The organism is Streptomyces sp. Ac-502, assembly GCF_045222935.1.
GTDB lineage: Bacteria > Actinomycetota > Actinomycetes > Streptomycetales > Streptomycetaceae > Streptomyces > Streptomyces monomycini.
The window spans coordinates 8614952-8628637 of the sequence record NZ_JBHFFO010000001.1; the positions used below are offsets into that span (position 1 = coordinate 8614952).

A 13686-nucleotide genomic window follows, 5' to 3' on the forward strand; every position below is an offset into this window, starting at 1 on the left:
CGTGTCGCCCCGCCTCCCGGCCCCCGCGATCTGCAAAGGTGGTCGGGGCCCGCACTCATGTGATGGGCCCACGATCGACCTGCCGTGGAGTGTGGAGGTACGGATGCAGCGGACGGCCCTGGATCCGGAGCCGGCCCCGGAGCCGGATCCGCCGGCGGGGCTGCCGGTCCTCCCGGAACTCGCCGCGTACCTCGCCGCCGCCGCGGACCGCACGGAACCCGAGCCGCCCGGCGGCTCCCGGCCGCTACGCGCCGCCGCCTGCGACTACTGGGGGCGCCGCGGCCTGGAGACCGCGCCGGAACGGGTGCTCGCCGCGCCGGGCGCGCCCGCCCTGCTCCTCGCGCTGCTCGCGGCCGCGGGCGGCGACGTGCTGCTCCCGCGGCCCTGCGCCCAGTGGTACGCGCCGGCCGCCGGACTGCTCGGCCGGACGGTGCACCGCGTCCCCGTACCGGCCGAGTCCGGCGGCGTCCCGGACGCGTTCGCGCTGCTGGAAGCCGTACGCCGGGCCCGGCTGAGCGGCGCGGGGCCGCGGGTCCTGCTCGTCTCCGTCGCCGACGACCCCAGCGGCACCTGCCCGCCGCCCGAGCTGGTGCACGAGGTGTGCGAGGCGGCAGCGGCGGACGGGCTGTGGGTCGTCAGCGACGAGACCGGCCGCGACCTGCTGCACGACCCCCACGACACGGTCGTGCTGAGTCCGGCCGAGATGCTGCCGGACGACGTCGTCGTCCTGGCCGACCTGCGGGCCACCCTGGTGCCCGCTTCCTGGCCCGTCGCACTGGCCCGCTTCCCGGACACCGGACGCGGTGCCGCACTGCGGGCCGCGACCCTGGAACGGCTGGAGGCGCTGCGTACCCCGGTGGCCGGGCCGGTCGCCGCCGCCGTCGCCCACGCGCTCACCGAACCGGGGCCCGTACGGCTCCGCACCGCCGCCGCTGCCCGGGTACACGGCACGCTCGCCAGCGCGCTGCACCGCACCCTCACCGAGGCGGGCGCCGTCTGCCGCCCGCCGCACGCGGGCAGTCACCTGTACGCCGACTTCGACCCGCTGCGCCCGCAACTGACTGACCAGGGGATCACCGGACCGGCCCAACTGGAAGGCGCCCTCGCACACTGGGCAGCGCGCGGCGGGCACCGGTTCGGCGACGATCCGCGCGCGCTGCGCGTACGGCTGAGCACCGAAGTACTGCTGGGGCCCGACACCGGCCACCGGAGACGCGTCCTCGAAGCTCCCGACCCCCTGCGTCTGCCCCATGTGACCGAGGCGCTGAGCGCCCTGTCCGCCACCCTTGCCGCGCTCGTGGACACCGGCTCCTCGTAGTCCGTCGGCGTCGGCCATGCCGCCGTCCGCGCGCCCTCTGCGGCCCTCGCCCCTCCGATCCTCCTCCTTCCTCCCTCCCTTCCCTCTTCCCCTCCGGCCTCGGTCCCCGGCCTCCGCCCGTACCTCCGGTGGCCGTCCCGACCGGCAGTACGGCCGGTCATGCCCACCGAATGGAGCCCCTCGATGACCGAACAGACCGAACGTTCCCTCACCGAGCCTCTCCCGCCGCCCACCGGCCCGCACCCGGCCGGCGCCGCACCCGCGCCGGTCCGCCCGCAGGGCGAGGTCCGCACCTGGCCCCGCGACTTCACCGACCGGCTCACCGCGCCGCTGCCCGGCGTACGCGCCCTGGCCCGCATCGCCCGCGAAGGCAAGCTGCGGCCGTCCGCCCAGGCCCTCCTGGACATCCCCGACCTGCCCTTCGAGCCTGGCCCGCTCCCGGAGCCCGGCCCCAAGGACATCGCCGTCACCTGGGCGGGCCACGCCAGCTGGGTGCTGCGCATCGGCGGTCTGACAGTGCTGACCGACCCCGTGTGGTCCCGCAAGATCCTGGGCACCCCGCCCCGCGTCACCCCGGTCGGCGTCCGCTGGCAGGACCTGCCGCCCGTCGACGCCGTCGTCATCAGCCACAACCACTACGACCACCTCGACGCCCCCACCCTCAAACGGCTGCCGCCGCACACCCTCTCCTGGTGCCCGCCGGACTCGCGCGCTGGGCCCGCCGGCGCCGCTTCACCCACGTCACCGACCTGGACTGGTGGGAGGCGGTCGAACTGCCGGGCCCCGCCGGACCGGTCCGTTTCGACTTCGTCCCGGCCCACCACTGGAGCAAGCGCACCCTGACCGACACCTGCCGCTCGCTGTGGGGCGGCTGGGTGCTGACGGCGCCGGACGGGCGGCGGGTGTACTTCGCCGGCGACACCGGATACGGCCACTGGTTCGAGGAGATCGGCGGCCGGTACCCGGGCATCGATCTGGCGCTGCTGCCGATCGGCGCGTACGACCCGCGCTGGATGCTGCGCCCGGTGCACACCGACCCCGAGGAGGCGGTCCGCGCCTGTCAGGACGTGGGCGCCCGGGCGATGGCCCCGATGCACTGGTCGACGTTCCTGCTGTCCGCCGAGGCGCCCCTGGAGCCGCTGCACCGCGTACGCGCCGCCTGGGAGGCCGCGGGGCGCCCGCGCGCGGACCTCTGGGATCTGGCGGTGGGTGGGTCGCGGGTGTTGGAGGCCGGGGGCGGGGCCGGGGCCGGGGTCGGGGTCGGGGAGGGGGAAGCGGCCGGGTGAGCCGGGTCGTCCGGGTGCGCTGGGCGATCCGGGTGCGCTGGGCGATCCGGGTGCGCTGGGTGTTCCGGGGGACTGGGTGGCTCGGGCCGGCCGAGGACGCGTACGGCGCGGCACCGGCGGCCGGATCCCGCGTACACCCGCTCAGCCGGCCCGTCCGTGACGCAGCCGCCGCCACGCCGCCGGCGCCCCGCTGACCAGCAGCGTCAGACCGACCGCCGCGGCCACGCCCTGCCACGGCTCGCCGAACAGGGAGCCGCCCAGCACGCCGATGAGCTGGTACGTCACCGCCCAGGCCAGACAGGCCGGCAGGTCGCCGCGGGCGAAGTGCCGCAGCGGCATCCGGTACAGCAGGCACGCCAGCATCACCGGTATCCGCCCGGCCGGCACCAGCCGCGACAGGACGAGCACCAGCACGCCGTGCTCGCGCAGTCTGGTCTGCGCCTGCGCCAGCCGTTCCGGTGCCGCGCGGTCACGCAGCCGCTCCAGCCAGCGCGACCCGTTGCGGGACCGTACGCCGCGCTGCCCGAGCCAGTACAGCCCCAGGTCGCCGAGGAAGGCGGCGAGCGCGGACAGCCCGAAGACGATCAGCAGGGCCCACGGCGACCGCTGGTGGAAGGCCACCACCGCGGCGGAACTGACCACCGCGCCGGTCGGCACCACCGGCACCAGCGACCCCAGCACCACCAGCAGGAACAGCGACGGGTAGCCCACCACCTGCTGGGTCGTCTCGGGGGGCACGCCGCCCGCCGGGCCGCCGATCACCGCGCCGTCGCCAGCCGTACGGACTCGCCGTGCGCGAGCCGGTGCACCGCCACCTGGGGCGCCAGCCGCCCGGCCTGCCGCGCGAACTCGTCACCGGGGAGTGGAACTCGTGCGGGCGCACCGCGTCCAGGCCGATCGGCCAGTACGTGCCGTAATGCACCGGCACCGCGCTGACCGGCGTCAGCCGGGCCGCGGCCTCGGCCGCCCGCCGCGCGTCCAGGTGGCCGTGGCCGAGGAACGGTCCCCAGCCGCCCACCGGCAGCAGCGCCACGTCGACGGCGCCGACCTCCTCGGCCATGGTGTCGAAGAGCCCGGTGTCGCCCGCGAAGTACGTCGCCACCGCGCCGTGCACCACGTAGCCGAGCGCCGGCACCCGGTGCGGGCCGTACGGCAGCCGCCGCCCGTCGTGCGCCGCGTGCACCGCGCGGACGGTCACCTCACCGGACCCGTCCTCGTACCCGTTCCCGTTCCCGGTCTCGTTCCCGTCCGGGTGTGCCGCGCGGACCGTGACCGATTCGCCGGGCCGCAGCTCGGTGACCGGCAGGCCCCGTGCCGTCGCCACCCGCCGCAGCCCCGGCACCGCGGCGACGGCGCCGCGCGGCACCACCAGCCGGGTGCCCGGCGCGAGGCGGGCGAGGGAGGCGGGGTGCAGGTGGTCGGCGTGCAGGTGGGAGACGAGTACGGCGTCGGCGCGGGCCGCGCCCGGCGGCGGCAGCTCGCCCCGGCGGCGCCGCAGATGCGCCAGCCGCCGCGTGAACAGCGGGTCGGTCAGTACCCGTACGCCCGAATCGGCGACCGTAACGGTGGCATGTCCCCACCAGGTGACCTCCACCGCCACGATGACCTCCCGACCGGAAACGGAAACGGCGTGCCGCGCGCGGGCGCACGGTCTCCGTCCGCCGTACGCCCCACCCTCCGATCCTGCCTCATTCCGCTCCGGCGCCGGCCAGGCCGGGGTCAGGCCGGGCCGTGTCCACCGGCGGGCCCGCTCGCGGACCGTTCCCCGGCCCGCCGGACGAAGATGGCGTGCGGGTCCCGCGCCGCCCGGGGTGCCGAGTCCGCCCGGCGGCGCTGGATCACCATGCGGACCTCGGTGGCGTCGTCGCGGCCAGCGGGCGGCAGGTGAGCGCGCCGCTGCGCTCCAGCGGGTCGCCGAGCACGCTGTAGTCGGGCAGCACGGTGGCGCCGAGCCCCTCGGCCACCATCAGCTTGCCCGTTTCCGCGCCGTCGGCCGAGTACGAGAAGGACGGTGTACGGCCCCTGAGCAGCCGGTGGACGTCACAGTGCATGACGTACCCGGACCGCATCACGATCAGCGGCTCGGCCGGCAGATCGGCGACGGTGGCAGCCTCCAGCGCGGCCGGCGGGCTCTCCGGGCGCACGCACACGATCGGACGGCCGCGCAGCAGCGCGGTGGTGTGCAGGTCGGGCGGCAGGTCGTCGCCCCGGAGGCAGTTGACCAGCCCGAGGGCCAACCCGCCCTCCGCGAGGCCCTGCTGGACGCCGTCCTGCTGTGCCGCGACCACCTCCACCCGCGTCAGCGGATGGACGGCGCGGAACTCGCGGACGGCCGGCCCGAGCGGCGCACCGTGGCCGCGTTGACCGTGCTCAGCCGCACCACCCGGCTGGCCTGGTGCTGGTCGTCGGCCGCCCGCCGCAGCCGTGACCACCGCCAGGTATTCCAGCTGTTCCGTCCGCAGGTGCGCCGCCTCCAACCGATAACGGGTACCGGCGAATTCGCCGGACGACGGGGTGGCGGAAGGGGGACCCTGTCACCACCCCGCCGATGCCTTGTCGACCCGCGGCGGTTGCCTGGGTAAACTCCGGTACAGAGCGAGGATGAACGGCCGGCCGTGGCCGTAGCGCCGAATTGTTGCGGGGAGGTGACGTGTTGACGAAAAAGCCCGGACAGCTCACTCAACGGCGTCATGTGGACCTCGTACGCGTCTCCAGCGCCCTGTGTCGGCGCTCCGGACGGTAGCGGCGCGACACCGGGCCGGTTCTCCGGCGGACGCCGGGCGGGCCGGTTGATGCACCTTTCGCGACGCTCGCGCATTCGCGCTGCATTTCCCCTTTCGGTGTATGGGAATGACCGGTTGTGTGTCCGCGCCTGTTTTCTCGGGATACCGGGGCTGGTGGGGCGGTGGAGATGATCGCGGGTCGATGCTGCATCGCTGCATCGCCGGATCGCCGGATCGCCGGATCGCCGCATGGCCGCTTTGCCGTATTTCCCCAGTTGTTCTTCCGGGCCGACCGCGTACCCGTGACCGCGCACCGCCCAGCACGCTCTTCCAGACCTGCCGGGAGTACCCCATGCCCGCACCACCCCCTCCGAGCCGCTCCGCCTCGCCTACTGGGTGCCCAATGCCGGCGGCGGCCTGGTCCTCACCACCGAACGGCCGAAGGCCATCGCCGCCGTCCACCCCGGCCTCTGGCACTCCGGTGTGCCGGCCAAGCCGGGCGCCACGGCGGACCAGCTCTCCGGCGGCCGCCGGGCGGCCCGCGCCCCGCTTCGGGCTCAACGGCTTCCTGATCGCCCGGGACGCCGAGGCGGAGGGCCGCGAGGTGCTGCGGGAGATCGTCGCCAAGGCGGACACCGAGGCCGCGCGCGGCATCTCGGCCGTCGTCACCCAGGCGGGCCGGTCCACGGCGGACGGCAAGGGCATGTGGCAGGACTCGTCGTTCGAGGACCTGGTCCAGTACAACGACGGGTTCCGTACGGGGCTGATCGGCACCCCGCAACAGATCGCCGAGCGCGTCGTCCCGTACAAGCGGCTCGGCGCGCACCCCTTCCTGCTCGGCTTCCTGCACTACCAGGAGGAGGTCGTGTACTTCGGCAAGCATGTCCTGCCGCTCGTACGCGAACGGAAAGCCCAACTTCCCCACCTGACAGACCAGTCCGCCACCACCTTCGTCCGACCACACACACCGAGGAGACCGTCATGCCCACCATCCTCTCCGTCTCCGGCAGCCCCTCTGCCACCTCCCGCACTGCTCGCCTGTTGCGTCACCTGGACAGCAGGCTCACCGCCGAAGGCCACCGCGTCGTCGAGCTGGACGTCCGGACACTGTCCGCCGAGGCACTGCTCGGCGCCGACTTCCAGCACCCCGACATCGTCCGGGCCGTCCGGCTGTTCGCGCAGGCCGACGGGGTGGTCATCGGCACGCCCGTCTACAAGGCCGCCTACTCCGGGCTCCTCAAGTCGCTGCTCGACCTGCTGCCCCAGTACGCGCTGGCGGGCAAGACGGTGCTGCCGCTGGCCACCGGTGGCAGCACCGCCCACGTCCTGGCCATCGACTACGCACTGCGGCCGGTGCTCTCCTCCATGGGCGCCGCGCACATCGTCCAGGGCTGGTTCGTCCTGGACCGCCACCTCGACGTCCGGGAGGACGGCACGCTCGGCATCGAACCGGGCACCGCTGAAGCCCTGCACCAGGTCCTCGACCAGTTCTCCGGCGCGCTCGGCCGCGCCCCGCTGCTCGCCGCCGCGGGTTGAGCCACCACCCGTAAGAACTTCTCGTGACCACCTCCTCCCGGCGGCACCCTCGGCCACCGCAGCCCATGTCGTCGCCGACGAGCCGAAGCGCTCACCGTGGCGGCCGCACTGGCCGACGCCTTCCGCCCCGGCGCGACGGAACGCGACGCCCGGCGACGGCTGCCGCGCGACGAACTCGACCGGCTCTCGGCGAGCGGCCTCCTCGGCATCACCGTGCCCCGCGCACACGATGGCACCGACGTCACGGCCAGGACGCCGGCCGAGGTCTTCCGGCTGCTGGCCGCCGCCGACCCCAGTCTCGCCCCAATCCCGCAAAGTCACTTCGTGTACGTGAACGTGCTGCGCGCGGATTCCGTTCGCCGGGAGAGCCTGAGGCAGGTGCCCGGGGCCGGGGCCTTTCGGCGCCGTCGTCCGGCCGCGCTGTCAGTGGGCTGTGACACGCTGTATGCATGACGCCCGGCGAGGGTGTCGGAGCGTGACGAGTGGCGGGAGCGAGGTGAGCGTGCCATGCGGCGGCCCCGGTGGCGGACGGCGGGCGGAGCCCTGCTGCGGGTGACGGCGGTCTGGGTGGTGTCGTCGCTGACGCTCCTGGTGCTCGCCGGCCTGCTGCCCGACTTCCGCCTCCAGTCCGCGAGCGGCGACAGCCTCACCCGTACGTTCCTCACCGCCGCGCTGGGCGCCGGAGCCTTCGGCCTGCTCAGCGCCCTGGTCTGGCCCCTGCTCGTACGGGCCTTGCTGCTGGTGCCCGCCCTCGTCCTCGGGCTGCTGGTCTTCTTCCTGAACGGTTCGCTGCTGCTGGTCGCGCTCGGCCTGATCCCCGAGGGGCGCGGCCAGGCCGCGCCCGAGACGGCCGTGATCGTCGCCGCGGTGATGTCCGCGACCTCGTCCGCCACCTCGACCTTCCTCGCGGTGCGGGACGACGAGGCGTACCGCCGTCGTCTGGTGCGGCTGGCCGGCCGCCGGCACGGCCGCCGCCGCGGTGCTCCCGGCGACCCGGGCCCCGTAGCGCCCGGCACGGTCTTCCTCCAGCTCGACGGCCTCGGCCACGACCTGCTGCGGGAGGCGACGAGCGGCGAACGGCCCCTGATGCCTACGGTCGCGGACCGGCTCGGCAGCACCCACCGGCTGACCCCGTGGCGTACGGACTGGTCCAGCCAGACCGGCGCCAGCCAGCTCGGCATCCTGCACGGCAGCAACCACGACCTGCCCGCCTTCCGGTGGTACGAGAAGGAGACCCGCCGGCTGATCGTGAGCAACCGGCCCAGCGGCGCGGTCGAGCTTCAGCGGCGCGCCGAGGCCCGCACGGGCGACGCCGGGCTGCTCGGCTTCGACGGCGCCAGCCGCGGCAATCTCTTCAGCGGCGGCGCCGACCAGCTCGCCCTGGTGATGTCGGTGGCCGCTCGCCGCGGTCGGCACAACCGTTCGCGCGTGGGCTATTTCGCGTACTTCTCCGACCCGGCCAACGCGACGCGTACGGCGGTGTCCTTCGTCGCCGAGATCTTCCGCGAGGTGGGCCAGTCCCTGCGGTCCCGCTTCCGCCGGGAGACGCCGCGGGTCAAACGCGGCGGCCTCTACCCGTTCATCCGGGCCTTCGCGACCGTCGTCGAGCGGGACGTGGTGGTCGCCGCCGTCATCGGCGACCTGCTCGCCGGCCGCACGGCCGTCTACGCCGACCTCGTCGCCTACGACGAGGTCGCGCACCACTCCGGCCCCCGGCACCGCGACACCCACCAGGTGCTGCGCCGCCTGGACCGCGCCGTCGGGCTGATCGCCGACGCCGCGCAGTACGCCCCCGCCGCTACCGCATCGTCCTCCTCTCCGACCACGGCCAGAGCCCCGGCGCGACCTTCCTGGACAGCTACGGACTCGGCCTGGAGGACCTGGTGCGGGCCGGCTGCGGCCTGCCGGTCTCCCGGCGCGCCGGGCGGACCGCGAGCGGCGCCGAGGCGCGCGAGGCGGCCCGCGCCGCGCTGCACCGCCCGGAGGGTGCGGACGGCTGCGGCCCGACCGACCCCGTCGTGCTGGCCTCGGGCAATCTGGGCCTGGTGTCCTTCCCCGACCTGCCCGGCCGGGTCACCCGCGAGGAGATCGAACGCCGGCACCCCGCGCTGCTGGCCACCCTCGCCAACCATCCCGGCATCGGCTTCCTGCTCGTCCGCTCCGCCACGGACGGCGCCGTGGTGCTGGGGCCCGGCGGCGCCGAGCACCACCTCGACACCGGCCGGATCGTGGGCGAGGACCCCTGGCCGGCTTCGGCGCGGGCGCCGCTGACGCCGTACGGCGCACGGACGGTTTCCCGCACACCGCGGACATCATGGTCAACTCCTCCTGCGACCCGGCCACGGGCGCGGTGCACGCCTTCGAGGAGCAGATCGGCTCGCACGGCGGGCTGGGCGGCGAGCAGAGCAGACCCTTCCTGATGTGGCCCACGGAGCTGTCCCCGCCCGCCGCCGACGGCACGGAGCCGGTCGGCGCCGAGCAGATCCACACCATCCTGCGGCGCTGGCTGCGCGAGGTGGACGGGCCCCAGATACCCCTCGGGGGTCCGGTGGACGAACTGCGGCCGCAAGGGCCCACGCCCGAAGTATTTTCACCGGCCGACGGTGCCGTGCGGGACAAAACCCGCTGATTTTGTGCAACGTTGCAGGTCGAAGACGATGAGCAGTCGCCCGGCACCTCCGGGCCCGCACAGCACGACGAGAGGCTCACCACAGCCATGCACGACCGGCACACCCGCCGCTTCGGTCTGGGGACCGCAATCTGTCTGGTGATGGGAAACATCATCGGCGGCGGCATCTTTCTCCTGCCGGCCTCGGTAGCCCCTTTCGGCACCGTGAGCCTGGTCGCCTTCGGCGTCCTGACCGTGGGCGCCATCGCGCTGGCCCTGGTCTTCGGACGGCTGGCCGCCCGCCACCCGGACACCGGCGGCCCCTACGTCTACGCCCGCGAGGCGTTCGGCGACTTCGCCGGCTTCCTGTCGGCCTGGTCCTACTGGACCATGACGTGGGTGAGCAACGCGGCCCTCGCGGTCGCCGCGGTCGGCTACGTCCACGTGCTCTTCCCCGGGCACGACTCCAAGGGCATGGACCTGCTGGTGGCGCTGGTCGCGCTCTGGCTCCCGGCGCTCTCCAACTTCGCCGGCACCCGCTACGTCGGCGCGGTCCAGCTGGTCTCCACGATCCTGAAGTTCGTCCCGCTGCTCTTCATCGCGATCGTCGGGCTGTTCTTCTTCGACCCGGACAACCTGGGCGCCTTCAACGAGGGCGGCGGCAGCGCGGTCGGCGGCATGTCGGCCGCGGCGGCCATCCTGCTCTACAGCTACGTGGGCGTGGAGTCCGCGGCGATGAGCGCCGGCGAGGTGCGCGACCCCGAGCGCAACGTGGGCCGCGCCACCGTCCTCGGCACGATCGGCGCCGCCGTCGTCTACCTCCTCGGCACGGTGGCGGTCTTCGGCACGGTCGCGCACGACAAGCTGGTGGACTCCAAGGCGCCGTTCTCCGACGCGGTCAACGCCATGTTCGGCGGCCAGTGGGGTGGCACGGTCATCGCGGTCGCGGCGGTCGTCTCCATCGTCGGCGCGCTCAACGGCTGGACGCTGATGAGCGCCCAGTCGCCGTACGCCGCCGCCAAGGACGGCCTGTTCCCGGCCGCCTTCCTGAAGAAGCAGCGCGGTGTGCCGACCTTCGGCGTGCTGGCCGCCTCGGTGCTGGCCACCGCCCTGACCGTGATCAACTACCTGATCGGCGCGGGCGGCGTCTTCGAGATCCTCGTACTGATCACGACGTTCTCGGCGACCGTGCCCTACCTGCTCGCCGCGGGCGCCCAGATCTACTTCCTGCTGACCGGCGAGCGCGACAAGGTCCGCCCGGCCCGCTTCGTGCGTGACCTGGTGCTCGCGCTGGTCGCCTTCGGCTTCACCTTCTGGCTGGTGGCCGGCGCCGGGTACGCCGCGATCTACCAGGGCGTGCTGTTCCTGTTCGCCGGCATCCTCGTCTACGCCTGGATGGCGGCCCGCCGCACGGGCCGCCGTCGGCGCGCGGAGGAAGCGGCGGCCGAGCAGCAGCCCGCGGCGGTCGAGGCCACGGCGGCTGAGGCCACGGCGGCCGGTGACCCGACGGCCGCTGGGGAGCCCACGGCGGCCGGGAAGCCCGTGGCGGGCAAGAAGCCCACGGCCGTCGAGCAGCCCGCGGCCGGAGGGCCGGAAGAACCTAGGCGGTGACACCGCCGTCCACCACCAGCTCCGCGCCCACGGTGAACGCCGCCGCGTCGGACGCCAGGTGGAGCACCGCCGCCGCGATCTCGGCGGTGCCGGCCGAACGGCCCGCGGGCACCTCGCGCCGCATCCGCTCGGCCTTCTGATCCGCGGTCTCGCCCGGCAGCGTCGACATGGGAGTGTCGACCTTGCCGGGCGAGACCGCGTTGACGCGGATGCCGTCCTCGATGTGGTCGAGCGCCGCGTTGCGGGTCAGGGCGCTCACGGCGGCCTTGGCGGCGACGTACGCGCTGACCCCGGGGCGGCGCAGCGAGGCGCCCAGGTTGGACGCGATGTTGACGATCGCGCCGCCGCCGTGCGCCCGCATGTGGCCGATCTCGTACTTCATCGACAGGAACGTGCCGGTGAGGTTGGTGTCCAGGGCGCGCCGCCAGTCCTCCTCGGGGATGTCGGCGGTCGGCGCCGGGGGCACGAACACGCCGACGTTGTTGACGGCCACGTCCAGCCCGCCGAAGCGGCGCACGGTCTCCGCGACCAGCGCGGCCACGTCCGCACCCCGGGTCACGTCGGCGGTCACGGCCGCCGCCCGGCCTCCCGCGGCCTCCACCAGCGCGACCGTCTCCTTCAGCGGCCCCTCGGTACGGCCGGCGACCACGACGCTCGCGCCCTCCCCGGCGAACGCGAGGGCGACCGCCCGGCCGATGCCGGTGCCGCCACCGGTGACGAGCACGGTCTTTCCGGTGAAGCGTGCGGTGGTGTCCATGGTGGTGAACCCTTCTGTGGTGTGCCAGGAAAGAACAGTATCGAGAACGATCGGTCTTGAATGAGGGCGTACGGCGCTACGCGGGTGGCGCAGGATCGGCACCCCGCTCTCCGCCCCTGTCCCGGCCGTTCTCAGTCGAGCAGCGCCAGCGCCTGCTCCGCCGCGTCCCGCAGCCGGCCCGGCTCCTGGCCGGACTTGCCCATCAGGCGCAGCCCCTGCATCAGGACGAGCAGCATCCGGGCCAGCGCCCGCGGGTCGCGACCGGCGGGCAGCTCGCCCTGGGCCCGCGCCCGGGTCAGCGCCGAGGTCAGCGCCGTCTCCAGCACCGTCCAGCTCGCCTCGACCTGCCGGGCGGCGTGCCGGTCGTGCGCCGCCAGCTCGGCCGCCGTGTTCGTCACGAAGCAGCCACGCCCCAGGTCGTCGCAGGCGGCCTCCTCCGCGAACCGGGTCACCAGCGCCCGCACGGCGGGCAGCGCGGGGCCCGGCTGCGACAGCTCCTCGATGAGCCCCGGGTCCGAGAGCCGGCTGTACCGCTCCAGGGCCTTGAGGTAGAGGTCGTGCTTGCTGCCGAAGGTCGCGTAGAGGCTGGCGCGGGCGATGCCGAGATGGTCGACGAGGTCAGTCATCGACGTCGCCTCGTAACCGCGCCGCCAGAACAGTTCGAGGGCTGCCTGGAGCGCGGCGTCCGGATCGAATGCCTTGGTCCGTGCCATGGGAAGGACCCTAGGCTTTCGAGACCGACCGGTCAATAATGACGGGCGCGGGCGACGCCCCGTCAGTTGGCCCAGCGCCTGCGTCACGTTCCGGTCCAGTTCCGCGCGCAGCTTCGCGCACTCCCGTACCGGGCCGTCCGTCGGGCAGGTCAGCAGGTGGGCGAGGCGCTGCCGCGCGGCCTGGAGATCCGCCACGCGGTCCTCGATGAGCTGGACCGCACCGTGGAGACTCCTGAGCACGGCCGGACCTCCACCCTGGACCTCGTCGGCGCCGACTGGGCCTTGTTCGCCGGGCCGCACGGCGCGCCCTGGCTGTCCGCCGCGACGGAGGCGGCCGCCGCCCTCGATATCACCCTGAGCGCGCACAGCGCCCCCGACGGCACCCTCCCCGGACTGGTACCCGACGGAGCCGTACTCGTCCGCCCCGACCACTTCGTGGCCTGGCGCGCGGACCGCCTCGCCGCCGACCCGGGAACCGCCGTCGAGCGGACGCTGGCCGCGCTGCTGGGCCGGGAGATGAGCCGGATGCTGACGGACGGCCGACCACGGCAGGGCACCACCCGGCCCGGCCCATTACCTGCCGGGTAATCGACCTGCCCGCCGCGCCCCGGCATCTTTGAGGCATCGGTTCACGGGCCGGCGCACTCCGGCCCGCGAACCGGCCCACCAGGGCCGCGGCGCACCGCGAGCCCGTGACGGACGACGAGACACGAGGAGAGTCGGCGATGACGCAGACAGACACCCGGCAGACGGGCGCGGAGCGCTACGAGGGCGCGGTCGAGCGGTACTTGGCGGCGTGGAACTCGGCCGGACAGGACGCGGACGGTGCCGTCGAGGCCGTCGCCGCGGCCTTCACCGAGGACGCCACCTACACCGACCCGCTCGCCGACACCGTGGGCCACGACCAGCTCGCCGCCGTCATCGCCGGGGTCCACGCGCAGTTCCCCGGGTTCGCGTTCCGGCGGCTGGGGACGCCGGACGGGCATCACGACGTCGTCCGCTTCGGCTGGGAACTGGTGGCGCCGGACGGTTCGGCGCCGGTCGCCGGGTTCGACGTCGCCACGCTCGCGGCGGACGGCCGGATCCGTACCGTCTCCGGCTTTCTGGACCGCGTGCCCGCCATGTGAGCCGGTG

The 13686-nt window shown here is 74.3% G+C and carries 9 protein-coding genes and 6 pseudogenes; 10 read left to right on the top strand and 5 right to left on the bottom strand.

All coding sequences use genetic code 11. The features are described 5' to 3' along the window. Positions 1-103 precede the first annotated feature (103 nt). Together ACEXOX_RS39130 and ACEXOX_RS39135 are read left to right on the top strand one after the other, a co-directional pair. Complete coding sequence (locus tag ACEXOX_RS39130; protein WP_406525491.1) at positions 104-1318, top strand: aminotransferase class I/II-fold pyridoxal phosphate-dependent enzyme; 1215 nt, start codon at positions 104-106, stop codon at positions 1316-1318. A 183-nt stretch (positions 1319-1501) separates the two neighbouring features. Continuing rightward, a pseudogene (locus ACEXOX_RS39135) lies at positions 1502-2604 on the top strand (MBL fold metallo-hydrolase). A gap of 141 nt (positions 2605-2745) precedes the next feature. Here ACEXOX_RS39135 and ACEXOX_RS39140 read toward each other — a convergent pair. From ACEXOX_RS39140 to ACEXOX_RS39150, 3 genes and pseudogenes are all read right to left on the bottom strand, one after another. Next, positions 2746-3342 carry a DedA family protein gene (locus ACEXOX_RS39140; protein ID WP_406525492.1) on the bottom strand — a complete coding sequence of 199 codons (597 nt, stop codon included), beginning with the start codon at positions 3340-3342 and terminating at the stop codon, positions 2746-2748. A 20-nt stretch (positions 3343-3362) separates the two neighbouring features. Then, positions 3363-4204, bottom strand: a pseudogene (locus ACEXOX_RS39145) (MBL fold metallo-hydrolase). 119 nt (positions 4205-4323) lie between these two features. Further along, a pseudogene (locus ACEXOX_RS39150) lies at positions 4324-5029 on the bottom strand (substrate-binding domain-containing protein); the annotation flags it as partial. 225 nt (positions 5030-5254) lie between these two features. On the opposite strand from ACEXOX_RS39150, the gene ACEXOX_RS39155 reads away from it, so the two are divergent. The 6 genes and pseudogenes from ACEXOX_RS39155 (at position 5255) to ACEXOX_RS39180 (ending at position 11082) form a co-directional block, all read left to right on the top strand. Continuing rightward, entirely contained in the window at positions 5255-5347 is a 93-nt protein-coding gene (locus tag ACEXOX_RS39155) for a putative leader peptide (RefSeq protein ID WP_406525493.1), read from the top strand. A 497-nt stretch (positions 5348-5844) separates the two neighbouring features. Continuing rightward, positions 5845-6249: pseudogene (locus tag ACEXOX_RS39160) on the top strand (LLM class flavin-dependent oxidoreductase); the annotation flags it as partial. A gap of 59 nt (positions 6250-6308) precedes the next feature. Next, on the top strand, positions 6309-6863 hold the full coding sequence (ssuE, locus tag ACEXOX_RS39165; RefSeq protein WP_406525494.1) for an NADPH-dependent FMN reductase: 555 nt from the start codon (positions 6309-6311) through the stop codon (positions 6861-6863). 61 nt (positions 6864-6924) lie between these two features. Beyond that, positions 6925-7211: pseudogene (locus ACEXOX_RS39170) on the top strand (acyl-CoA dehydrogenase family protein); the annotation flags it as partial. 159 nt (positions 7212-7370) lie between these two features. Further along, a pseudogene (locus tag ACEXOX_RS39175) lies at positions 7371-9492 on the top strand (phage holin family protein). An 87-nt stretch (positions 9493-9579) separates the two neighbouring features. After that, positions 9580-11082 carry an amino acid permease gene (locus tag ACEXOX_RS39180; RefSeq protein ID WP_406526612.1) on the top strand — a complete coding sequence of 501 codons (1503 nt, stop codon included), beginning with the start codon at positions 9580-9582 and terminating at the stop codon, positions 11080-11082. On the opposite strand, the gene ACEXOX_RS39185 is transcribed toward ACEXOX_RS39180, so the two are convergent. Continuing rightward, positions 11072-11839, bottom strand: coding sequence for an SDR family NAD(P)-dependent oxidoreductase (locus ACEXOX_RS39185; RefSeq protein WP_406525495.1), 768 nt, complete (start codon positions 11837-11839; stop codon positions 11072-11074). The two genes, ACEXOX_RS39180 and ACEXOX_RS39185, sit on opposite strands and share 11 nt — an antisense overlap. A gap of 131 nt (positions 11840-11970) precedes the next feature. Beyond that, a complete protein-coding gene (locus tag ACEXOX_RS39190; protein ID WP_406525496.1) occupies positions 11971-12552 on the bottom strand; it encodes a TetR/AcrR family transcriptional regulator in 582 nt (193 codons plus the stop codon). A 156-nt stretch (positions 12553-12708) separates the two neighbouring features. On the opposite strand from ACEXOX_RS39190, the gene ACEXOX_RS39195 reads away from it, so the two are divergent. Both ACEXOX_RS39195 and ACEXOX_RS39200 read left to right on the top strand, forming a co-directional pair. Next, a complete protein-coding gene (locus tag ACEXOX_RS39195) occupies positions 12709-13140 on the top strand; it encodes a hypothetical protein (RefSeq protein WP_406525497.1) in 432 nt (143 codons plus the stop codon). A 137-nt stretch (positions 13141-13277) separates the two neighbouring features. Further along, positions 13278-13679 (top strand): nuclear transport factor 2 family protein, encoded by a 402-nt coding sequence (locus ACEXOX_RS39200; RefSeq protein ID WP_406525498.1) that lies wholly within the window; start codon positions 13278-13280, stop codon positions 13677-13679. Positions 13680-13686 lie beyond the last annotated feature (7 nt).

Coding starts and splice junctions, on each gene's coding strand:
- ACEXOX_RS39185 (WP_406525495.1), bottom strand. CDS start 11,839: ATGGACACCACCGCACGCTTCACCGGAAAGACCGTGCTCGTCACCGGT.
- ACEXOX_RS39130 (WP_406525491.1), top strand. CDS start 104: ATGCAGCGGACGGCCCTGGATCCGGAGCCGGCCCCGGAGCCGGATCCG.
- ACEXOX_RS39180 (WP_406526612.1), top strand. CDS start 9,580: ATGCACGACCGGCACACCCGCCGCTTCGGTCTGGGGACCGCAATCTGT.
- ssuE (WP_406525494.1), top strand. CDS start 6,309: ATGCCCACCATCCTCTCCGTCTCCGGCAGCCCCTCTGCCACCTCCCGC.
- ACEXOX_RS39200 (WP_406525498.1), top strand. CDS start 13,278: ATGACGCAGACAGACACCCGGCAGACGGGCGCGGAGCGCTACGAGGGC.
- ACEXOX_RS39190 (WP_406525496.1), bottom strand. CDS start 12,552: ATGGCACGGACCAAGGCATTCGATCCGGACGCCGCGCTCCAGGCAGCC.